We start from the raw sequence: 19,858 nt of genomic DNA, 5'->3' as shown, positions 1-19,858 counted from the left end.
ACCCCCGATTCTTCGCGGCAATGTTGAGTGAAGGTGGGGTAAAAACCCCACCCTGCGGGCCGTGCGGTTTCAGTGGCCATGGCCTTCACCATCGCGGCGTGGGGCGGGCAATCGGGACTGGTGCGGGCGGCGGGACTTGAACCCGCACGGGCTTGCGCCCCAGGGAGTTTAAGTCCCATGCGTCTGCCATTCCGCCACGCCCGCGTTCCGGTTTCGCTAGCGGGCGCGGGGCCGGTTGGCAAGGGTTTCAGAAGCTGCGGGTGGGTCGGTCGAAGACCTTGCGGCCCATCAGGCTGCCGACCAGATCGACCATCAGCTTGGCCGTGCGGCCCCGGTCGTCCAGGAACGGGTTCAGTTCCACCAGATCCAGCGACGTGACCAGCCCGGATTCGTGCAGCAGTTCCATGACCAGATGCGCCTCGCGGAAGGTGGCGCCGCCGGGAACGGTGGTGCCCACGGCGGGGGCGATGGACGGGTCCAGGAAATCCACGTCCAGCGACACGTGCAGCATTCCGTTCTCGGCCTCGACCCGGTCCAGGAAGGCCCGCAGGGGCGCGACGATGCCGTGTTCGTCCAGCACGCGCATGTCGTTCACGGTGATGTCGATGGCCAGCAGCGCGGCATGTTCCGCCGGATCGACGCTGCGGATGCCGAACATGCAGATGTTGGCGCCCGGCACCGGATGGGGAAAGGGCGGACAGGGGTCGAAGCCCGGCAGGCCAAGCGCATAGGCGATCGGCGTGCCGTGCAGGTTGCCCGAGGTCGTGGTCCGGACCGTGTGGATGTCGCTGTGCGCGTCCAGCCACAGCACGAACAGCGGACGGCCCGCGCGTTCCGCATGGACCGCAGCCCCCGCCACGGTGCCGAGCGCCAGGGCGTGATCCCCGCCCATGATGATCGGCAGCCCGTCGTCCAGGGCCTCGGCCACGGCCGTCCGCAGGGCATCGGTCCAGGCGATCACCTCGGGCAGGTGATGGACGGCGGGGTTGGTGCAGGCGACGGGGCGCGCGGGACCGGGGATCACGTCGCCGCGATCCTCGACCGAGTGGTTCAGGGCTGTCAGCGTCTGCGCCAGCCCGGCGACGCGATAGGCGGCGGGACCCATCAGGCAGCCGGGGCGGCGCTGGCCTTCGTCGATGGGCGCGCCCAGCAGGATGCAATGCGTCATGGGGGACCTTTCGGTTGACGGCGTTCGCGGCAACTAAAGGCAGACCGGGCGGGAATGTCCACCGCCCGGCCAGGGTTACTGGCGCACGCCCTTGAAGCGGTCTTCCCATTGGGCGCGGCTTTCGTCGGCGATCTTGGCGAACAGCACCTCGGGCACGGTGAAGGCATGGCCCGCGGGCAGGGCGGCCAGCGCCGCCGCCACGTCGTCGGGCCAGATCTCGTCCGTGGTCCCCATCGCCTCCAGCATGGACCGGGCGGCGAAGGGGATGAAGGGCGCGGACAGGACGGCATACAGGCGGATCAGGTTCAGGCCCAGCCGGACCTGCATCGCGGCCTGGTCGGGATCGGTCTTGTGCGTGGACCAGGGCGCCGCCGATTGCAGGTATTCGTTGCCCAAGACCCAGATGGCGCGCAGTTCGGACGCGGACTTGCGCACCTCGGTCGCGGCCATGAAGGTTTCATAGGCGCGGATGCGGGTGGTCAGCGCGTCGATCAGCGCGGTCTCGGCGGGACCGTATGCGCCGCCCTGGGGGACCGTTTCGCCGAACTTGGACCGGCAGAACTTTGTGATGCGGCTGACGAAGTTGCCCAGAACGTCGGCCAGATCCTTGTTCACCGATTGCTGGAAGTTGTCCCAGGTGAATTCGCTGTCGCCCGATTCCGGGGCGTGGGACAGCAGCCACCAGCGCCAATAGTCGGCGGGCAGGATCTCCAGCGCGTGGTCCATGAAGACGCCGCGCCCCTGGCTGGTGGAAAACTGCCCGCCGTCATAGGTCAGGTAGTTGAAGGACTTGATGTAATCGACCATCCGCCAGGGTTCGCCCGAGCCGATCAGGGTGGCGGGGAAGGACAAGGTGTGGAAGGGCACGTTGTCCTTGCCCATGAACTGGGTATAGGTCACGTCCTCGGCCCCCTCGTCCCGGCGCCACCAGCGGCGCCAGGCGCTGTCCGGCTGGCCATGCGCATCGGCCCATTCGGCGGTGGCGGCGATGTATTCGATGGGGGCGTCGAACCAGACATAGAAGACCTTGCCCTCCATCCCCGGCCAGGGCTGGTCGCCGCGCTTGACGGGCACGCCCCAATGCAGGTCGCGGGTGATGCCGCGGTCCTGCAAGCCTTCGCCGTCGTCCAGCCACTTGCGCGCGATCGAGGTGGTCAGGATCGGCCAGTCGGTCTTGCTGTCGATCCAGTCGCTGATTTGGTCCTTCAGCGCGGACTGGCGCAGATACAGGTGCTTGGTTTCCCGCACCTCCAGGTTGGTGCTGCCGCTGATGGCGCTGCGGGGGTCGATCAGGTCGGTCGGGTCAAGCTGCTTGGTGCAGTTCTCGCACTGGTCGCCGCGGGCCTTGTCATAGCCGCAGTTGGGGCAGGTGCCCTCGATATAGCGGTCGGGCAGGAAGCGGCCGTCGTCGATGGAGTAGACCTGCTTTTCGCTGACCTCGGCGATATAGCCGTTGTCGGCCAGGCGCCCCGCGAAATGCTGGGTCAGCGCGCGGTTGCGGTCGCTGGAGGACCGGCCGTAATGGTCGAAGGACAGCCCGAATCCCTGGGCCAGCGCGCCTTGTTCCGCGTGCATCCGCGCGCAGTATTCCGCCACGGGTTCGCCGGTCTTGGCGGCGGCAAGCTCGGCGGGCGTGCCGTGTTCGTCGGTGGCGCAGATGAACATCACCTCGTGCCCCCGCGCGCGCAGGAAGCGGGCATACAGGTCGGCGGGCAGTTGGGATCCGACGAGGTTCCCCAGGTGCTTGATGCCGTTGATGTAGGGCAGGGCAGAGGTGATGAGATGGCGGGCCATGGTCGCGTCCTTTACGGTCGGCGCATCTCTAGCGGCGATGGGGCGGGTTGGAAAGGCTTGCGCGCCCGTGGACGCGACCCGCAGGTGGCGCAGCGGAAAAAAGGCGGCGGGACCACGCCGTCCGATCGTTAACCTTGTGGACAGGAAACGGGGCTATGATCCCTGACAAACCGGTGCCAGCCCTTTCGTCCTTCCGGCCTGCCCCTGTCAGGAGAAACACATGTTCCGTTCCTTGCCTGATGACAGGCTGGGCTATTGTCTTTACCGCAGCGTGGCGCGGCCGGACCTGGATCGCCGCAGCATTCTGGCCATCCTGGACAAGGCCCGTCAGCGCAACCGTCAGATCGGCGTCACCGGCTGCCTGCATTTCGAGAACGGCATCTTCTACCAATGGATCGAAGGCCCCTGGCGCTGCATCTTCCGGCTGGTCGAGGCCTTGCGCGATGACGGCCGGCACATGGACATGACGATCCTTGATCAGGCATCGCTGGATCAGCGGCTGTTCCAGGACTGGGACATGCGGTTTTCCGACCCCGAGGCTGCCTCGCTGTTCGACTGGCTGGCCGATTGGCGCAGCAAGTCCGGGGATCAGGCCGCCTATGTCGAAAGGGTCCGGGCCTTTCTGCAATCGGTCGATGCAAGATAGCAGGCCGGCGTTCCGCCCCTGGCATGGCGGGCAGGACCGCATCGCCCCTTGCCCGCATGGCAGGACGCAGTGGCGGAACCATGCTGTCCTTTGCCTGTGACGCGAACAGCGGGTTGGCCGGAGGGCGGCGCCAGGGCGGGGGGTCCTGCAAGGAAATTGTCTGCCCCGCCCAAGCGGCTACGAGATATTCCAGGACCGGGGGGCGCTGCGGATCCACCTGCTGCCCGCCTCACGGTTGCGGCTTGCCCCCGCCCGACGGACGGTGCAGCGTCGCGGGCATGATCGACGAATCCGAAATCACCTTCGCGGGCAGCTATCTGGATCGCGCCGACCGGCTGCGCGGCGATGCCGCTGCCCTGGCGCGGTATCTGGACGATCCCGCAACCCGCGTGCTGCCCTTCTGGCAGGGCAGGCCGCTGTTCGATGCGACGGATGCGGGGCCAAGGCTGGTCTGGCTGGCGGCCAGCGATCCTCTGGCCATGAACAGGGCCGCCACGTCGCTGTTTCTGGGCCTGGATCCCGGCGGCGCCGCGCATTTTGCCGTCGATCTCTCGGGCATGGCGCCAGACGGCGATCCGCTGGAACGATCGGGCCTGCCGGCGACCTGGACGTTCACCGACCTGCGTGCCGTCCTGCCCGAACTGGACCACCGCGACGCCGGGATCGCCGCGCCCGCCAAGGGCATCCTTGAATGGCGGCGCAGCCACGGCTTCTGTTCCAACTGCGGCGCGCGCAACAGCATCGCCCATGGGGGCTGGCGCTTCGACTGTCCGGCCTGCGGGCGGCAGCATTTTCCCCGTACCGATCCCGTCGTCATCATGCTGGTGCTGGATGGCGACCGCGTGCTTCTGGGCCGCCAGCCCGGCTGGGACGCAGGCATGTATTCGCTGCTGGCGGGGTTCGTCGAACCCGGCGAGACGGTCGAGGAAGCCGTGCGCCGCGAAGTGCACGAGGAAGCCGCGATCCGGGTGGACGAGGTGCGTTACCTGACCTCGCAACCCTGGCCGTTCCCGGCCTCGCTAATGATCGGCTGCGTGGCACGGGCCGAAACGCGCGAGATCGTCATCGACCCCAAGGAACTGGAAGATGCCTTGTGGGCCAGCAAGGCCGAGATCGCCGCCGCGCTGGCCGGGCAGCATGACCGCATCCGGCCCGCACGCAAGGGCGCCATCGCCCAAGCCATCCTGCGTGCCTGGGCCGAGGGTCGGGTGCCAAGCTTCTAGCCCTGTCCCTTCAAGGCGCTGACCCTAGCGCCGGCGGTCCCGGCGCGAACTCATCGGCTGGAAGGCCACGCTGACATGGGCGTCGCAATAGGGCTTGCCGGCCTGGCTGGGCAAGCCGCAGAACCAGAACTTCTCGGTCGCGGGATCGCCGATCGGCCATTTGCAGGTGCGTTCGGTCAGTTCCATCAGGGTCAGCTTCTTGGCGCGCTTTTCCACCTCGCGGACCGAGGCCAGGGTTTCCGGGCTGATCTCGTTGGCCGAGGGTTGCGGCGGCAGGGGCTGGCCCGCGGGCACGATGGGACGGCGGGGGACGGGGGTAAAGACAGGGGGGGTCACGGGTTCTTCCTTGACCGGGTCGGCTGGCACGGCGGCAACCTCGGGCTGGGGTTCGGGACGGGCGGGTTCGGCGGCGGGTGCGGGCTTGCGGTCGATCTTCTTCTCGGCCCCGGATCCGATGGCGGGTTCGGGGGCGGGCACAGGCGCGGGTTCGGGTTCGTCGTTGCGGTTCGACAGGCCCAGGCGGTGGACCTTGCCGATGACCGCGTTGCGGGTCACGCCGCCCAGTTCCTTGGCGATGGCGCTGGCGGACTGGCCTTCGGACCACATGCGCTTCAGCGTCTCGACGCGTTCATCCGTCCAGGACATGACTGCCTTTCCGGGCGCGCCCCTGCGCCGCCCCATCTTGAAACCTGCGATTGCCCCCGTCAGAAACGGGATGCCGAGATTTAGCCGCCCAACGCCAGAAATTCAAGGACCGCCGGATGGACCAGCCGATTCTCCCCGACAGCCCGGCCATGGGCGTGCGCCGCTTCGGCCGCGTGAACTGGCTGGGCCTGCGCACCCTCGCCGTCAGGGAAGTGATGCGCTTCATGGCCGTCTGGCAGCAGACGGTCTTTGCGCCCCTGATGACGGCAGCGCTGTTCGTGCTGATCTTCGCGCTGGCCATGGGGCAGGGGCGGGGGCAGGTGATGGGCCTGCCCTATCTGGTGTTTCTGGGACCCGGCATCCTGATGATGACGGTGATCCAGAACGCCTTTGCCAATACCTCCAGCTCGATCACCTCGGCCAAGGTGCAGGGCAACATCGTGGACACGCTGATGCCGCCCTTGTCGGCGGGGGAATTGCTGGCGGGCTATCTGGCCGGGTCGGTCGCCCGCGCGGGCCTGGTGGGCGCGGTGATCGGCACCGGCATGGTGCTGGTGACGGGGCGGGGCATCGCGCATCCGGTCTGGGCGCTGGCCTTCGTCCTGCTGGCCGCGCTGATGCTGGGCGGGCTTGGCATCCTGGCGGGCGTTCTGGCGCAGAAGTTCGACCAGATGGCGGCGATCAGCAACTTCGTGATCACGCCGCTGTCCTTCCTGTCGGGCACCTTTTATTCCGTGCAGGCGCTGCCCGAACCGTTCCGCACCCTGTCGCATTGGAACCCGGTCTTCTACCTGATCGACGGCGCGCGGTATGGCGTCACGGGGGTCAGCGATGCCCCGGTCTGGCGCGGGCTGCTGGTCTGCACGGCGGTCGTGGCGCTGATCCTGGCCCTGGCCTGGCGCTGGCTGAAAACCGGCTACCGGATGAAACCGTGATTGCGCGGGGACCGAATCGGCGCTATGGGCGCAGCCATGATCGCCCGGACTGCCCTTTCCGCCCGTCCCCGACGTTGACGCCCCGTCACCGTCCGATCCCGCCTGCCTTCCAAATCCGTCCTGCCAATCGGGGAGTCCCCTATGATGTCGCACGTCCTGCCGACCTATAACCGCGCGCCCATCGCCTTTGACCGGGGCGAAGGAACCTGGGCCATCGCCACGGACGGCACGCGATACCTGGACCTCGGCTCCGGGATCGCGGTGAACGTGCTGGGCCATGCGAACCCCGATCTGGTCGCCGCGCTGACGGAACAGGCGGGCAAGATCTGGCATGTCTCGAACCTGTATCAGATCCCGCAGCAGGAACGGCTGGCCGACCTGCTGGTCGAACACACCTTCGCCGACACCGCCTTCATCACCAATTCCGGGACCGAGGCCGCGGAACTGGCCATCAAGATGGTCCGCAAGTACTGGTCCGACCTGGGCCAGGACCGCATCGAGATCCTGACCTTCGAGGGCGCCTTTCACGGCCGGTCAACAGGGGCCATCGCGGCGGCGGGGTCGGAAAAGATGACCAAGGGCTTCGGCCCGCTGATGCCGGGCTTCCGCACGCTGCCCTGGGGCGATCACGACGCGCTGCGGGCCGCCGTCGGCGACCGCACCGCCGCGATCATGATCGAGCCGGTCCAGGGCGAGGGCGGCATCCGCCCGTTGCCCGACATGTGCCTGCGCGGCCTGCGCGAATTGTGCGACCAACACGGCGCGCTCTTGGTCCTGGACGAGGTCCAGTGCGGCATGGGCCGGACAGGCCGGCTGTTCGCGCATGAACATGCGGGCATCGCGCCCGACATCATGATGGTCGCCAAGGGCATCGGCGGCGGCTTTCCCCTGGGCGCGGTGCTGGCCACCGAAAAGGCCGCCGCAGGCATGGTCGCGGGCACACACGGGTCCACCTATGGCGGCAACCCGCTGGCCTGCGCCGTAGGCGCCCGCGTGATGGAAATCGTGGCCAACGACGCTTTCCTGGCCGAGGTCAACCGCAAGGCCGCCCTGTTCCGCCAAAGGCTGGAAGGCCTGGTCGCCGCCCACCCCGATGTCTTCGAGACCGTGCGCGGCCAGGGCCTGATGCTGGGCCTGAAATGCAAGGTTGCCCCCACGGATGTCGTCAAGGCGGGCTATGCCCAGCACCTGCTGACGGTGCCCGCCGCCGACAACACCCTGCGCCTGCTGCCGCCGCTGAACATCGCCGATGATGAAATCGCCGAAGCGGTGGCGCGGCTCGACCGAGCGGCGGCAAGCCTTGCCTGACCTCGCGACCCTGCACGGCACCGGCGGTGGGAACCATCCCTGCCGCCCCCTGACGCGCCGACGATAACCGCTTCTTCTTCACGCAAATATCCCGGGGGAACGCGCGGCACGCGCGTGGGGGCAGCGCCCCCCTCTTGACCCCGGCTGACCAAGCGGGCTTCCTTGCCCAAATCGCCGAAAGCAACGAAGATGAAGCATTTCCTGGACATCCACACCACCGGCAAGGCCGACCTGCGGTCGATCATCGACCAGGCCCTTGCCATGAAGACCGCCCGCAATGGCCGCCCCAAGGGCACGCCCGACGACGAACAACCCCTGGCGGGCCGCATGGTCGCGCTGATCTTCGAAAAGCCGTCCACCCGCACCCGCGTCAGCTTCGACGTGGGCGTGCGCCAGATGGGCGGACAGACCATGGTCCTGTCCGGGTCGGAAATGCAGCTGGGCCATGGCGAGACCATCGCCGACACCGCCCGGGTGCTGTCGCGCTATGTGGACCTCATCATGATCCGCACCTTCGAGGAAGCGACCCTGCTGGAAATGGCGGAACACGCGACCGTCCCGGTCATCAACGGGCTGACCAACCGCACCCATCCCTGCCAGATCATGGCCGACGTGATGACGTTTGAGGAGCATCGCGGCCCCATCGCGGGCCGCAAGGTGGTCTGGGTCGGCGACGGCAACAATGTCTGCGCCAGCGTGATCCACGGCGCGGGGCAGTTCGGCTATGACTTCACCTTCTCCGGCCCGCCGACGCTCGACCCCGAAGCCGAGGCGCTGGCGTTCGCCCGCGCCCAGGGCGTCCGGGCCGAGATCGTGCGCGACCCCGCCCAGGCGGTCGAAGGCGCGGACCTGGTCATTGCCGACACCTGGGTGTCCATGCACGACCCGCAATCGGCCAAGGAACGCCGCCACAACCAGCTGCGCGGCTATCAGGTGAATGAATCGCTGATGGCCCATGCCAAGCCTGACAGCCTGTTCATGCATTGCCTGCCCGCCCATCGCGAGGACGAGGTGACAAGCGCCATCATGGACGGTCCCCATTCGGTCATCTGGGACGAGGCCGAGAACCGCCTGCACGCCCAGAAGGCCGTGATGCGCTGGTGCCTGGGCGTCTGACCGAACGGCCCGAACGCCCGCCATCCGGCGGGCGTTTTGCCAAATCTTCACGATCCTGACGCATCACTGTTGCACCCTTCCCCTAATCGCTGCCCGATAGGCCCTCGTGGCCCCAACGACCAGCCAGGAGAGCGCGATGCGTGACCAGCAAACCCGCACCATCTTTCGCACCAGCAAGCTGGAGGAGGCCTGTGGCCCCGGCCTGAACCCCACGGGCAGCCGCACCATGGGCGAGATCATCGCCGCCCGCTTCTCGCGCCGGGGCTTCCTGAAAGGCTCGATGGCGGTCACGGCGATCTCGGCCACGGTCAGCCCGATCGCGCTGCTGTCGGCCTCGGATGCGCAGGCGTCCTCGGCTTCGGCCTTCAACTTCCCCGAGGTAACGGCGGGCGTGGACGCCAACCACCATGTGGCCCAAGGCCATGACGCCGACGTGCTGCTTCGCTGGGGCGACAAGGTCTTTGCCGACGCCCCGGACTTCGACCCCCTGAACCAGTCCGAGGCCGCGCAGGAACGCCAGTTCGGCTACAACAACGACTTCGTGGGCTTCATCCCGCTGGAGGGCGCGGACGACCGGGGCCTGCTGGTCGTGAACCACGAATACACCGACGAACACCTGATGTTCCCCGGCATCGTGACCCTCAAGGACGGCGAGATCGCGGTGTCCGAGGCCGACGAAACCCGCGTGAACATCGAGATGGCCGCCCATGGCGGCACCATCATCGAAATCCGCCGCGTGGACGGCAAATGGCAGCCGATGCTGGACGGCGCCCTGAACCGCCGCATCACCGCCAAGACCGCCATGGAGCTGACCGGCCCGGCGGCGGGCCATGCGCGCCTGCGGACCGTGGCCGATCCCTCGGGCACCAAGGTCTTGGGCACCATCAACAACTGCGCAGGCGGCGTGACCCCTTGGGGCACCTGGATCATGGCCGAGGAGAACATCCACGGCTATTTCATGGGAGAGCTTCCCCAGGGTCACCCCGAGGCCGCGAACTACGAACGCCTTGGTATCCCCGAGGCGACCTATGCCTGGGGCAGGTTCCACAAGCGGTTCGATGTCTCGAAAGACCCAAACGAGGCCAACCGCTTCGGCTGGGTGGTCGAGGTGGACGTGATGGACCCGACCTCGACGCCGAAGAAACGCACCGCTCTTGGCCGCTTCAAGCACGAGGGCGCGGAAAGCGTCGTCGCCAAGGATGGCCGCGTTGTCTTCTACCTGGGTGACGACGAGCGGTTCGATTACGTCTACAAGTTCGTGACGGCGGGCAGATACGACCCCGACGACCGCGCCGCGAACATGGACCTGCTGGACGACGGCACGCTTTATGTGGCGCGCTTCCACGACGACGGCCGGGTGGAATGGCTGCCGCTGGTCCATGGCCAAGGCCCGCTGACCGCCGCCAACGGCTTCGCGTCCCAGGCCGACGTTCTGATCGAGACCCGCCGCGCCGCCGACCTGCTGGAGGCGACGCCCATGGACCGCCCCGAGGACATCCAGCCGAACCCGCTCACCGGCCGCGCCTACGTGATGCTGACCAACAACACCAAGCGCAAGGAAGCCAACGCCGCAAACCCGCGCGTGGAAAACGCCTTCGGCCACATCATCGAGATCATCGAAGCTGACGGCGATTTCACCGCCACAACGGGCACCTGGGAAATCCTGGTGAAATGCGGCGATCCGAAGATTGCCGCCGTAGGCGCGACATTCTCGACCGAAACCACGGTGAACGGCTGGTTCGGGATGCCGGACAACGCCGCCGTGGACCGTGACGGGCGGCTGTGGGTCTCGACCGACGGCAACTCGATGAAGGGCACGGGCCGCACGGACGGGCTGTGGGCGGTCGATACCGAGGGCGCGGCGCGCGGCACCTCTCGGCTGTTCTATCGCGTGCCGGTCGGGGCCGAGATGTGCGGCCCCTGCATCACCGGCGACATGACCACCTTCTTCGTGGCCGTGCAGCATCCGGGCGATGGCGGCGAGGATTGGGAAGGCCATGGCCGCCCCTCCTATTACGAGGATCTGTCCACCCGCTGGCCGGATTTCGATGACGCGATGCCGGTCCGCCCGGCGGTCGTGGCGATCACCCGGCAGGGCGGCGGGCGGATCGGGTAGGCCATGGTGCGTGCAAGCACGCACCCTACGGATTACCAGCCGGTGTAGGGTGCGTGCTTGCACGCACCGCGCCCCAAGGCAAAAGGCCGCGCAACCCGCGCGGCCTTCCTGTCATCCCCAACCGGCTCAGCCGATGGCCGCCGCGCGCACCTCGTCGTCGATGGCTTCCAGATATTGCGCGAAGTTGTCGCTGAACATCCCCACCAGCTTGGCCGCCTGCTTGTCATAGGCGGCACCGTCCGCCCAGGTCTGGCGCGGATCCAGCAGCTTGTCCTCGACCCCCGGCACGGACACCGGAACCTCGAAGCCGAAGTTCGGATCCTTGCGGAATTGCACCTCGTTCAGGCTGCCGTCCAGGGCCGCCGCCAGCAGGGCGCGGGTCGCGGCGATGGGCATCCGCTTGCCGACACCAAAAGCCCCGCCGGTCCAGCCGGTGTTGACCAGCCAGCAGCTTGCGCCATGCTGGGCGATCTTGTCCTGCAGCAGCTTGCCGTAAACCTCGGGGCGGCGGGGCATGAAGGGCGCGCCGAAGCAGGTCGAGAAGGTGGGCGTCGGTTCGGCGATGCCCACCTCGGTCCCCGGCGTCTTGGACGTGAAGCCCGACAGGAAGTGATACATGGCCTGCGCGGGCGTCAGCCGGGCGATGGGGGGCAGGACGCCATAAGCGTCGCAGGTCAGCATGATCACGTTCCGGGGATGCCCGCCCAGGCTGGTGGGGGACGCGTTGCTGACTGCCTCCAGCGGATAGGCGCAGCGCATGTTGTCGGTGATCGAGTTGTCCTCGAAATCCAGCTCCAGCGTGTCGGGATCGAAAACCATGTTCTCGATCACGGTGCCGAAGCGGGAACAGGTGGCATAAATCTCGGGTTCGGCCTTGGCGGACAGGTTGATGGTCTTGGCGTAGCAGCCGCCCTCGAAGTTGAAGATGCCCTTGTCCGACCAGCCGTGTTCGTCGTCCCCGATCAGCACGCGCGAGGGGTCCGCCGACAGCGTGGTCTTGCCGGTGCCCGACAGGCCGAAGAACACGGCGCTGTCGTCAGGATTGCCGATGGCGTGGTTGGCGGAACAGTGCATCGGCATGATGCCCTTGGCGGGCAGCAGATAGTTCAGCAGGGTGAAGACCGACTTCTTGTTCTCGCCCGCATAGGCCGTGTTGCCGATCAGGATCAGCTTTTTCGCGAAGTTCAGCGCGATCACGGTTTCGCTGCGGCAGCCGTGGCGTTCGGGGTCGGCCTTGAAGCCGGGGCAGTTGATGATGGTGAATTCGGGCACGAAGCTGGCCAGTTCGGCGCCTTCGGGGCGGCGCAGCAGATGGCGGATGAACAGCCCGTGCCAGGCCAGTTCGGTGACCAAGCGCACGTCCAGGCGGTTGTCGGCATCCGCGCCGCCGAACAGATCCTGCACGAAGTAATCGCGGCCCTTCATGTGGGCCAGCATGTCGGCGTGCAGGCGGTCGAAGGCATCAGGCGACATGGGCTTGTTGTTGTCCCACCAGATCGTGTCTTCCACGTCGGGGGTGCGGACCACGAACTTGTCCTTGGGCGAACGCCCGGTATGCGCGCCGGTGGACACCAGGAAGGTGCCGCCCAGACCCAGCGTGCCTTCGCCGCGCGCGACCGCCTCGGTCATCAGCGCCGGTTCCAAGAGGTTGTAGTAAACCCGGCCGAGGCCCTCGATTCCCTGATCCTCAAGCTTGCAGTTCGGGTTTACACGCGTGGCCATGTCTTTGACGCTCCTCATGGGATTGGGCTTGCGACACTTCCGTGAAGCAGTATGCGGCGGCTATAACATGGCCCGAAGGGCAAAAAAGAAGTTGGCGCGAACAGTTAGCGTAAACAGCATATGTTATCGCAATCAGGCTGCCTTTGGCGCCGTTCTCAACCTCGTGTTAGCCCGATCATCCGAGAATGAGGACAGGAGGTGATTCGCAATGCAGCTTCACGCGACCACGATCGCCCTTGACGGTGCCGGGCTGCTGATCCTGGGTCCGTCCGGTTCGGGCAAGTCGTCCCTGGCGCTGCAACTGATGGCGGCGGGCGCGATGCTGGTCGCGGACGACCGCACCGACCTGTCCCGCGACGACGATGCCGTGATCGCCAGTTGCCCGCCCGCGCTGCTGGGCCGGATCGAGGCGCGGGGCGTGGGCATCCTGGCAGCCCCGCCATCCGGCCCGGTCAGGCTGGCGCAAGTCGTCGATCTGGGCGGCGGACCCGAGGATCGGCTGCCACAGTCGCGCAGCTATGATGTGCTGGGGATAAGCCTGCCCCTTGTCACGGTCCCTTATCGACCGCATCTTTATGCTGCGTTGCGGCAGCTTTTACTGGGCGGCCGCATCGCATGACAAAGGCGATGGAGCCATTACAGGCAGGAAAGATGGTCGATCTGGCCGACGATCCCACCACGGCAGGAACCGTTGAAGCCGTGCCCGACGAAGGGGTGCAGCGGCTGGTGCTGGTCACTGGCCCGTCGGGGGCCGGGCGGTCCACGGCGATCAACGTGTTGGAGGACCTGGGCTACGAGGCGATCGACAACCTGCCCCTTTCGCTGATCCCCCGGCTGCTGGACGGGCCAAGCCGTCCCGTGCCGCTGGCGCTTGGCCTGGACGTGCGCAACCGCGACTTTTCGGCCAGCAACGTGATCGAACTCGTTGACAAGCTGACCCGCGATCCGCGCTATGCCCCCGAGGTGCTGTTTCTCGATTGCGCCCCCGAGGTGCTGGAACGGCGCTACAACGAAACGCGCCGCCGCCATCCCCTGGCGCCCGACAGCGCGCCTGCGGCGGGCGTCATCGTGGAACTCGACCTGTTGTCGCCGATCCGCACGCGCGCCGACGTGCTGGTCGATACCTCCGAACTCTCGCCCCACGACCTCAAGGCCGAACTGACGCGGTGGTTCGACATCCGCCCGAACGGCCGGCTTTCCGTGTCGCTGCATTCGTTCAGCTACAAGCGCGGGGTGCCGCGCGGCATCGACATGATGTTCGACTGCCGCTTCCTGACCAATCCGCATTGGGAACCGGCCCTTCGTCCCCTGACGGGCCGCGACATGGCGGTGCAGGACTATGTGGGGGGTGATTCGCGCTTTGCGGAATTCCTCGATCGCGTGTGCGGGATGATCCTGTTTCTCCTTCCGGCCTATGTCGAGGAGGGAAAGTCCCATCTGGCGGTCGGATTCGGCTGCACCGGCGGACAACATCGTTCCGTCACTTTGGCTGAAAAGGTCGGTCTTGCGCTTGCGAAGGCAGGCTGGCCGGTGTCAATAAGGCACAGGGAACTCGAGCGTCGCACACCGGCGCCGTCAACCCTGGGCGATGCGTCAGGCATCGTCCAGGAGGCGGGCCGGTTGCGCGCTGTTGAACGTGGTGGAACGCGTTGATTGGAATCGTGATCGTGGCGCATGGCGGACTGGCGCGGGAATATCTCTCGGCGGTGGAACATGTGGTGGGTCCGCAAAGCGGCATCGCAGCCGTCGCGATCGAGGACGATCACGACCGCGCCGCCAAGACGGCCGAGATTCAGGCGGCGGCCAATGCGGTGGACGACGGCAACGGCGTCGTGGTGGTGACCGACCTGTTCGGAGGCTCGCCCTCGAACCTGTCGCTGCCGGCCTGCGCCATGCATGACCGGACCATCCTGTATGGGGCGAACCTGCCGATGCTGGTCAAGCTGGCCAAGTCGCGGCATCTGCCGGTCCCGGACGCCGTGGCCTTTGCCAAGGAAGCCGGGCGGAAATACATCAATTCCTATAACGTCCCGGTCGCGGCGGCGCTGGACGCGGGATCGCGGTGTCGATGAACGGGCCGATCACGCGCCACCTGGCCATCATCAACGAAAAGGGCCTGCACGCCCGCGCCAGCGCCAAGTTCGTCGATCTGGTGGAACGCTTCGACGCGCAGGCGCAGGTCGAAAAGGACGGCATGTCGGTGTCGGGCGATTCGATCATGGGCCTTCTGATGCTGACCGCGCCGCGCGGCAGCCAGATCACCGTGACGACCAGCGGACCCGAGGCCGCCGCCCTGGCCGACGCGCTGGAGGCCCTGGTCGGGGATTACTTCGGCGAAGGCATGTAGGTGCCCGACCGCAAGACCTATCACCACGGCAACCTGCGCCAGGCCCTGGTGGATGCGACGGCCGCGCTGATCGAGGAAACGGGTCCCCTGGCCTTCACCCTGTCCGAGGCCGCGCGCCGGGCGGGCGTATCCCCCGCCGCCCCCTATCGCCATTTCAAGGGCCGCGAGGATCTGCTGGAGGAGGTGGCCCGCCAAGGCTTCGTCGATTTTGGCGAAAGGCTGGAACGGGCCTTCGACAGCGGCCAACCGCGCCCGTTGACGGCCTTCCTGCGGATGGGACAGGCCTATCTGGATTTCGCCGCCGAACGGCCCGGCCATTACATGGCGATGTTCGAATCGGGCGTCTCCATCGCCGGGAATGCCGATCTGTCGGCGGCGTCCGAATGCGCGCAACGGGTGCTGATCGAGGCGGCCGAGGTCATGGCCGAACGCCTGCCCCCGGACCGCCGTCCCCCCGCCCGCATGGTCGCCAACCACATCTGGGCGCTGAGCCATGGCGTGGTCGAGCTGTTCTCTCGCGGCAAGCCCGGTGGCCGCAGCCCCGTCAGCCCGTCCGAGATGCTGGAAAGCGGCGCCATCATCTATCTGCGCGGGCTTGGCCTGATCGGCGAATAATTTCTGGACCAGCCGCTTGAAGGGGCGCCAGGACCTCCCATCTATGTAAATGTGATTAACATTAACATGGGAGGTTCCCGCAGATGCACAGCGCATCCTATCGAATGTCCAGCTATCCCGCGCCGTCCCGCGTGTCAGGCGCGCTGATCCGCGCCCGCGACTGGCTGGACGAACGCGGCAAGGTGGCTTGGATCGCCGCCATGATCCTTGGCTTTGTCGTCTTCTGGCCGCTTGGCCTTGCCCTTCTGGGCTACATGATCTGGAGCAAACGCATGTTCAGTTGCAGCAACCGCCGGGCACGCGCCCGCTATCACGCCCCCACCACCGGCAACAGCGCCTTTGACGCCTATCGCGCGGAAACGCTGAAGCGGCTGGAGGATGAACACCGCGAATTCGTGGACTTCCTGCAAAAGCTGCGCGAAGCCAAGGACAAGGCCGAGTTCGACCAGTTCATGCAGAATCGCGGCGAAAAGCCCGAGGTCCATACGGACGCCTGACAAGAAAGGGCCGGGATGACCGGCCCTTTCCTTGTTCCTGCCCGTTATTCCCCGCGCGGGAACCGCTGGCTTTCCTCCAGCACGTTCAGGTCCATGTGGTTGCGCATGTAGCGTTCCGAGGCCAGTTGCAGCGGCTGATGGTCCCAAGGGTAATAGGCCCCGTTGCGCAGCGCCTCGTAGACGATCCAGCGGCGGGCCTGGGACTGGCGCACCTCGGCGTCATAGGCGTCCAGATCCCAGCGTTGCATCGCCATGGCGCGCAGATGCCCCAGCGTGACCGCATGGTCGGGATCGCCCGCCAGGTTCACCCGCTCGCCGGGGTCGGCGTCCAGGTCGAACAGCATCTCGGGATCGGCCTCGCAGGCCACGTATTTCCACCGCCCGTCGCGCAGGGCGACCATGGGCGACACGCTGCCCTCGGCCGCGTATTCCATGGGCACCGGGCCGCGCGCCGCGCCTTGCGCCAGGGACCGGCCATCCGTCCAGGGCGCGATCTCGTCCATGGGCAGGCCCGCCAGATCGCAGAGCGTGGGCAGAACGTCGATGGTGCTGACCGGCTGGTCCACGCGCCCCGGCGCCATGCCGGGGGCGGCGATCATCAGCGGCACCCGCGCGGACGCCTCGAAGAAGTTCATCTTGAACCACAACCCGCGGTCGCCCAGCATCTCGCCATGGTCGGACAGGAACAGGACGATGGCCTCCTGCCGGCTGCGGTCCAGCACGTCCAGGATCTCGCCGATCTTCTCGTCCACATAGGAGATGTTGGCGAAATAGCCCTGGCGCGCGCGGCGGATCTGGTCGGGCGTGATGTCGAAGGCGCGCCAGTCGCAGGCATCCATCAGGCGCCGCGAATGCGGGTCCATGTCGTCATAGGCGATGGCCGCGGGCGGCTCCAGTTCCGGGATCCCTTCATACAAATCCCAGTATTTGCGGCGCGCGACAAAGGGGTCGTGCGGATGGGTGAAGCTGACCGTCAGGCACCAGGGCCGGTCGTCACGCCCGCGCGACAGGTCGTAAAGCTTGCGGCAGGCATGATAGGCCACCTCGTCGTCGTATTCGTACTGGTTGGTGATCTCGGCCACGCCCGCGCCGGTGATGGACCCGAGGTTGTGATACCACCAGTCGATGCGTTCCCCCGGTTTGCGGTAATCGGGGGTCCAGCCGAAATCGGCGGGATAGATGTCGGTGGTCAGCCGTTCCTCGAACCCGTGCAGCTGGTCGGGACCGACGAAATGCATCTTGCCCGACAGGCTGGTCTGGTATCCCCCGCGCCGCAGGTGATGGGCATAGGTCGGGATGTCGGATGCGAACTCCGCCGCATTGTCATAGACCCGCGTCCGGCGCGGCAACTGCCCCGACATGAAGCTGGCGCGGGCGGGCGCGCAGAGCGGGCTGCCGGTATAGGTGTTGGCGAAGCGCGTGGACCGTTCGGCCAGGCGGCGAAGGTTCGGCGCGTGCAGGAAAGGGGCCGGGCCGTCGGGGAAAAGCACCCCCGACAGCTGGTCCACCATCAGGATCAGGATGTTCGGCTTCAAGGGGTCACCCGGCCACCGCTGCCTTGAGCGCATCCGCGCCCGGCTGGCCGTCCAGCGTGGTCACGCCGTCCAGCCACTTGTCCGCAGCCTGCGGGTTGGCGGCCAGCCATTCCCTGGCGGCGTCCCTGGCGTCCATGCCGTCGTCCAGGATCTTGCCCATCAGCACGTTTTCCATCGGCACGTCGAAGACCAGCTGGCTGAACAGCCGGGCCGCATTGGGGCAGGCGGCGACCCATTCCTTGCGCGCCAGCGTATGCACGGTCGCGCCGCCGAAGTCGGGGCCAAACTGCTTGTCGCCGCCCGAGAGGTAGGTGATCTCAACGGCCTCGTTCATCGGATGCGGCGCCCAGGCCAGGAACACGACCGGCTTATCGCCGCTGCGCGTGACCTGTGCCAGCATCGCCTGTTCGCCGGATTCGACCAGTTGCCAATCGCCCAGGCCGAATTCGTCCGCGTCGATCATCGCCTGGATCGACTGGTTGGCGGGCGCGCCGGGTTCGATCCCATAGATCTTGCCGCCGAAGGCGTCCTTCTGCGCGTCGAGGTCGGCGAAGTCCTTGACGCCCGCATCGGCGCCCGCCTTGTTGACCGCCAGCGTGAACTTGGCGCCTTCGAGGTTCTGGGCCAGCACGTCGATGGTGCCCGCCGCGTCCAGGTCGTCGCGAAACTTCTGCTGCGCGGGCATCCAGTTGCCCAGGAAGACATCGGTCTGGCCGTTTTTCAGCGCCTCGTATCCGACCGGCACCGACAGGGTGGCGATGTCGGGCTTGTAGCCCAAGGCCTCTAGCAGCACCGCCGCCACGCCGTTCGTGGCGGTGATGTCGGTCCAGCCGGGATCCGAGTATCGCACCGTGCCGCAGGTCGCCGCGTCATCGGCCAGGGCGGGCAGGGTCGCCGCCGCCATCATCAGGGCAGCCGTCGTTGTCAGGGCCTTCATCATGTTACCTCCTGTGGTTTTTTGGTTATCCGGCCAATCAAGAACGGATTCCTGCCGCCGTCGCGCCTGAAAGCGACATGGGGCGCGCGTCAGCGTGTCGGAACCGGCGTCTCGCCGCGATAGTCATAGAAGCCGCGCCCGGTCTTGCGGCCCAGCCAGCCTGCCTCGACATATTTCGTCAGCAGGGGGCAGGGGCGGTATTTCGTGTCGGCCAACCCGTCATGCAGCACGTTCATGATCGCCAGGCAGGTGTCCAGCCCGATGAAATCCGCCAGTTCCAGCGGACCCATCGGGTGGTTGGCGCCCAGCTTCATGGATTCGTCGATGGACTTCACGTTGCCCACGCCTTCATACAGCGTATAGACCGCCTCGTTGATCATCGGCATCAGGATGCGGTTGACGATGAAGGCCGGGAAATCCTCGGCGCTGGCCGATGTCTTGCCCAGGCGTTCCACCACCGCGTGCAGGGTCTTGTAAGTGGCCTCGTCGGTGGCGATGCCACGGATCAGTTCCACCAGTTGCATCACCGGCACCGGGTTCATGAAGTGGAAGCCCATGAACTTTTCCGGCCGGTCGGTGCGGCTGGCCAGACGGGTGATCGAGATCGAGGACGTGTTCGAGGTCAGGATCGTGTCCGGCTTCAGATGCGGGACCAGATCCTCGAAGATCGCCTGCTTGACGGTTTCGCGCTCGGTCGCGGCCTCGATCACCAGGTCGGTCTGGCCCAGGTCGGCCAGCCGCAGCGTGGTGCGGATGCGGTCCATCGCGGCCTTCTTGGCCTCCGCGCTGATCTTGCCGCGGCTGGCCTGGCGTTCCAGGTTGCGGTCGATCAGCGCCAGCGCCTTGTCCAGCGCCTCCTGGCTGATGTCGGTCATCAGGACATCGTATCCGGCCAGGGCGAAGACATGGGCGATGCCGTTGCCCATCTGGCCCGCCCCGATGATCCCAACCGTCTGAACCGCCATCGCCGCCTCGCTGCTTGTTGGGCGGGACGATAGGGCGGGGGCGGAAAGGCTGCAATGCAAAACCGCCCCTGGTGGGGGGCGGTTGAAGGCCGGGGGTTTCACACCCCCGCTCGGGCCTGCCGGCCCCTTCCTTGCTGAAAAAGGTCCACCGGACCTTTTTCCGGGCGCTCGGAAGCCCCGTGGGATATTTGTGCAAAGGTGAACGGGTCAGAGTTTTTCCGTCAGTTCCGGCACCACCTGGAACAGGTCGCCGACCAGTCCGTAGTCGGCGATCTGGAAGATGGGGGCT

The 19,858-nt window shown here is 66.7% G+C and carries 19 protein-coding genes, 1 tRNA gene and 1 pseudogene; 12 read left to right on the top strand and 9 right to left on the bottom strand.

Annotated features, from left to right (window positions below):
* Nucleotides 1–118: 118 nt before the first annotated feature.
* The 3 genes from GIY56_RS17030 to metG all read right to left on the bottom strand — a co-directional run bounded on the left by GIY56_RS17030 (nucleotide 119) and on the right by metG (nucleotide 2,962).
* Nucleotides 119–204: transfer RNA gene (locus GIY56_RS17030), tRNA-Leu, on the bottom strand.
* A 43-nt stretch (nucleotides 205–247) separates the two neighbouring features.
* Nucleotides 248–1,168: an arginase gene (gene rocF / locus GIY56_RS17025; RefSeq protein WP_154766063.1), complete on the bottom strand. Its 921-nt coding sequence runs from the start codon at nucleotides 1,166–1,168 to the stop codon at nucleotides 248–250.
* A 75-nt stretch (nucleotides 1,169–1,243) separates the two neighbouring features.
* Nucleotides 1,244–2,962: a methionine--tRNA ligase gene (metG, locus tag GIY56_RS17020; RefSeq protein ID WP_154766062.1), complete on the bottom strand. Its 1,719-nt coding sequence runs from the start codon at nucleotides 2,960–2,962 to the stop codon at nucleotides 1,244–1,246.
* Between the two features lie 220 nt (nucleotides 2,963–3,182).
* Here metG and GIY56_RS17015 point away from each other — a divergent pair, with 220 nt between their 5' ends.
* Complete coding sequence (locus tag GIY56_RS17015; RefSeq protein WP_154766061.1) at nucleotides 3,183–3,608, top strand: BLUF domain-containing protein; 426 nt, start codon at nucleotides 3,183–3,185, stop codon at nucleotides 3,606–3,608.
* Between the two features lie 278 nt (nucleotides 3,609–3,886).
* Nucleotides 3,887–4,831 (top strand): NAD(+) diphosphatase, encoded by a 945-nt coding sequence (gene nudC / locus GIY56_RS17010; RefSeq protein WP_154766060.1) that lies wholly within the window; start codon nucleotides 3,887–3,889, stop codon nucleotides 4,829–4,831.
* Nucleotides 4,832–4,855: 24 nt separating this feature from the next.
* Here the strand turns inward: nudC and GIY56_RS17005 are convergent, their stop codons facing one another.
* A complete protein-coding gene (locus GIY56_RS17005; protein WP_154766059.1) occupies nucleotides 4,856–5,476 on the bottom strand; it encodes a GcrA family cell cycle regulator in 621 nt (206 codons plus the stop codon).
* A 116-nt stretch (nucleotides 5,477–5,592) separates the two neighbouring features.
* Between GIY56_RS17005 and GIY56_RS17000 the strand changes: the two genes are divergently transcribed.
* The 4 genes from GIY56_RS17000 (at nucleotide 5,593) to GIY56_RS16985 (ending at nucleotide 10,951) form a co-directional block, all read left to right on the top strand.
* Entirely contained in the window at nucleotides 5,593–6,411 is an 819-nt protein-coding gene (locus GIY56_RS17000) for an ABC transporter permease (RefSeq protein WP_230312606.1), read from the top strand.
* Nucleotides 6,412–6,552: 141 nt separating this feature from the next.
* The gene (locus GIY56_RS16995; protein ID WP_154766058.1) at nucleotides 6,553–7,719 is read left to right on the top strand and encodes an aspartate aminotransferase family protein; all 1,167 of its coding nucleotides are present in this window, start codon (nucleotides 6,553–6,555) and stop codon (nucleotides 7,717–7,719) included.
* Nucleotides 7,720–7,908: 189 nt separating this feature from the next.
* A complete protein-coding gene (gene argF / locus GIY56_RS16990; RefSeq protein WP_154766057.1) occupies nucleotides 7,909–8,835 on the top strand; it encodes an ornithine carbamoyltransferase in 927 nt (308 codons plus the stop codon).
* A gap of 136 nt (nucleotides 8,836–8,971) precedes the next feature.
* A complete protein-coding gene (locus GIY56_RS16985) occupies nucleotides 8,972–10,951 on the top strand; it encodes a PhoX family protein (protein WP_154766056.1) in 1,980 nt (659 codons plus the stop codon).
* Nucleotides 10,952–11,077: 126 nt separating this feature from the next.
* Here GIY56_RS16985 and GIY56_RS16980 read toward each other — a convergent pair whose 3' ends face one another.
* Nucleotides 11,078–12,673: a phosphoenolpyruvate carboxykinase gene (locus GIY56_RS16980; RefSeq protein WP_154766055.1), complete on the bottom strand. Its 1,596-nt coding sequence runs from the start codon at nucleotides 12,671–12,673 to the stop codon at nucleotides 11,078–11,080.
* Nucleotides 12,674–12,881: 208 nt separating this feature from the next.
* Here GIY56_RS16980 and GIY56_RS16975 point away from each other — a divergent pair, with 208 nt between their 5' ends.
* From GIY56_RS16975 to GIY56_RS16950, 6 genes are all read left to right on the top strand, one after another.
* Nucleotides 12,882–13,292, top strand: a complete 411-nt coding sequence (locus GIY56_RS16975; protein ID WP_154766054.1) for an HPr kinase/phosphorylase — start codon at nucleotides 12,882–12,884, stop codon at nucleotides 13,290–13,292.
* Nucleotides 13,293–13,324: 32 nt separating this feature from the next.
* Nucleotides 13,325–14,326 carry an RNase adapter RapZ gene (gene rapZ / locus GIY56_RS16970; RefSeq protein WP_154766053.1) on the top strand — a complete coding sequence of 334 codons (1,002 nt, stop codon included), beginning with the start codon at nucleotides 13,325–13,327 and terminating at the stop codon, nucleotides 14,324–14,326.
* Nucleotides 14,323–14,745, top strand: coding sequence for a PTS sugar transporter subunit IIA (locus tag GIY56_RS16965; RefSeq protein WP_154766052.1), 423 nt, complete (start codon nucleotides 14,323–14,325; stop codon nucleotides 14,743–14,745). The genes rapZ and GIY56_RS16965 overlap by 4 nt, the downstream gene beginning before the upstream one ends.
* A complete protein-coding gene (locus GIY56_RS16960) occupies nucleotides 14,742–15,020 on the top strand; it encodes an HPr family phosphocarrier protein (protein ID WP_154766051.1) in 279 nt (92 codons plus the stop codon). The genes GIY56_RS16965 and GIY56_RS16960 overlap by 4 nt, the downstream gene beginning before the upstream one ends.
* On the top strand, nucleotides 15,021–15,635 hold the full coding sequence (locus tag GIY56_RS16955) for a TetR/AcrR family transcriptional regulator (protein ID WP_328288585.1): 615 nt from the start codon (nucleotides 15,021–15,023) through the stop codon (nucleotides 15,633–15,635).
* A 104-nt stretch (nucleotides 15,636–15,739) separates the two neighbouring features.
* Nucleotides 15,740–16,132: a DUF2852 domain-containing protein gene (locus GIY56_RS16950; protein WP_154766050.1), complete on the top strand. Its 393-nt coding sequence runs from the start codon at nucleotides 15,740–15,742 to the stop codon at nucleotides 16,130–16,132.
* A 44-nt stretch (nucleotides 16,133–16,176) separates the two neighbouring features.
* Here GIY56_RS16950 and betC read toward each other — a convergent pair whose 3' ends face one another.
* From betC to GIY56_RS18660, 4 genes and pseudogenes are all read right to left on the bottom strand, one after another.
* Entirely contained in the window at nucleotides 16,177–17,700 is a 1,524-nt protein-coding gene (gene betC, locus GIY56_RS16945; protein WP_154766049.1) for a choline-sulfatase, read from the bottom strand.
* Nucleotides 17,672–18,604 carry a choline ABC transporter substrate-binding protein gene (choX, locus tag GIY56_RS16940; protein WP_154766048.1) on the bottom strand — a complete coding sequence of 311 codons (933 nt, stop codon included), beginning with the start codon at nucleotides 18,602–18,604 and terminating at the stop codon, nucleotides 17,672–17,674. The genes betC and choX overlap by 29 nt, the downstream gene beginning before the upstream one ends.
* An 89-nt stretch (nucleotides 18,605–18,693) precedes the next feature.
* Nucleotides 18,694–19,569, bottom strand: coding sequence for a 3-hydroxybutyryl-CoA dehydrogenase (locus tag GIY56_RS16935; protein ID WP_154766047.1), 876 nt, complete (start codon nucleotides 19,567–19,569; stop codon nucleotides 18,694–18,696).
* 207 nt (nucleotides 19,570–19,776) lie between these two features.
* Nucleotides 19,777–19,858: pseudogene (locus GIY56_RS18660) on the bottom strand (electron transfer flavoprotein subunit alpha); the annotation flags it as partial.

Source organism: Paracoccus lichenicola (assembly GCF_009708075.1).
GTDB lineage: Bacteria > Pseudomonadota > Alphaproteobacteria > Rhodobacterales > Rhodobacteraceae > Paracoccus > Paracoccus lichenicola.
This window is presented reverse-complemented; position numbering and strand designations above follow the sequence as displayed.

What these genes read in the sequence shown, in the direction of transcription:
- GIY56_RS17015 (WP_154766061.1), top strand. Translation starts at nt 3,183, where the DNA reads ATGTTCCGTTCCTTGCCTGATGACAGGCTGGGCTATTGTCTTTACCGC.
- metG (WP_154766062.1), bottom strand. Translation starts at nt 2,962, where the DNA reads ATGGCCCGCCATCTCATCACCTCTGCCCTGCCCTACATCAACGGCATC.
- choX (WP_154766048.1), bottom strand. Translation starts at nt 18,604, where the DNA reads ATGAAGGCCCTGACAACGACGGCTGCCCTGATGATGGCGGCGGCGACC.
- GIY56_RS16980 (WP_154766055.1), bottom strand. Translation starts at nt 12,673, where the DNA reads ATGGCCACGCGTGTAAACCCGAACTGCAAGCTTGAGGATCAGGGAATC.
- GIY56_RS16950 (WP_154766050.1), top strand. Translation starts at nt 15,740, where the DNA reads ATGTCCAGCTATCCCGCGCCGTCCCGCGTGTCAGGCGCGCTGATCCGC.
- GIY56_RS16985 (WP_154766056.1), top strand. Translation starts at nt 8,972, where the DNA reads ATGCGTGACCAGCAAACCCGCACCATCTTTCGCACCAGCAAGCTGGAG.
- rapZ (WP_154766053.1), top strand. Translation starts at nt 13,325, where the DNA reads ATGGTCGATCTGGCCGACGATCCCACCACGGCAGGAACCGTTGAAGCC.
- argF (WP_154766057.1), top strand. Translation starts at nt 7,909, where the DNA reads ATGAAGCATTTCCTGGACATCCACACCACCGGCAAGGCCGACCTGCGG.
- GIY56_RS17005 (WP_154766059.1), bottom strand. Translation starts at nt 5,476, where the DNA reads ATGTCCTGGACGGATGAACGCGTCGAGACGCTGAAGCGCATGTGGTCC.
- betC (WP_154766049.1), bottom strand. Translation starts at nt 17,700, where the DNA reads ATGCGCTCAAGGCAGCGGTGGCCGGGTGACCCCTTGAAGCCGAACATC.
- GIY56_RS16975 (WP_154766054.1), top strand. Translation starts at nt 12,882, where the DNA reads ATGCAGCTTCACGCGACCACGATCGCCCTTGACGGTGCCGGGCTGCTG.
- GIY56_RS16935 (WP_154766047.1), bottom strand. Translation starts at nt 19,569, where the DNA reads ATGGCGGTTCAGACGGTTGGGATCATCGGGGCGGGCCAGATGGGCAAC.
- GIY56_RS16960 (WP_154766051.1), top strand. Translation starts at nt 14,742, where the DNA reads ATGAACGGGCCGATCACGCGCCACCTGGCCATCATCAACGAAAAGGGC.
- nudC (WP_154766060.1), top strand. Translation starts at nt 3,887, where the DNA reads ATGATCGACGAATCCGAAATCACCTTCGCGGGCAGCTATCTGGATCGC.
- GIY56_RS17000 (WP_230312606.1), top strand. Translation starts at nt 5,593, where the DNA reads ATGGACCAGCCGATTCTCCCCGACAGCCCGGCCATGGGCGTGCGCCGC.
- rocF (WP_154766063.1), bottom strand. Translation starts at nt 1,168, where the DNA reads ATGACGCATTGCATCCTGCTGGGCGCGCCCATCGACGAAGGCCAGCGC.
- GIY56_RS16995 (WP_154766058.1), top strand. Translation starts at nt 6,553, where the DNA reads ATGATGTCGCACGTCCTGCCGACCTATAACCGCGCGCCCATCGCCTTT.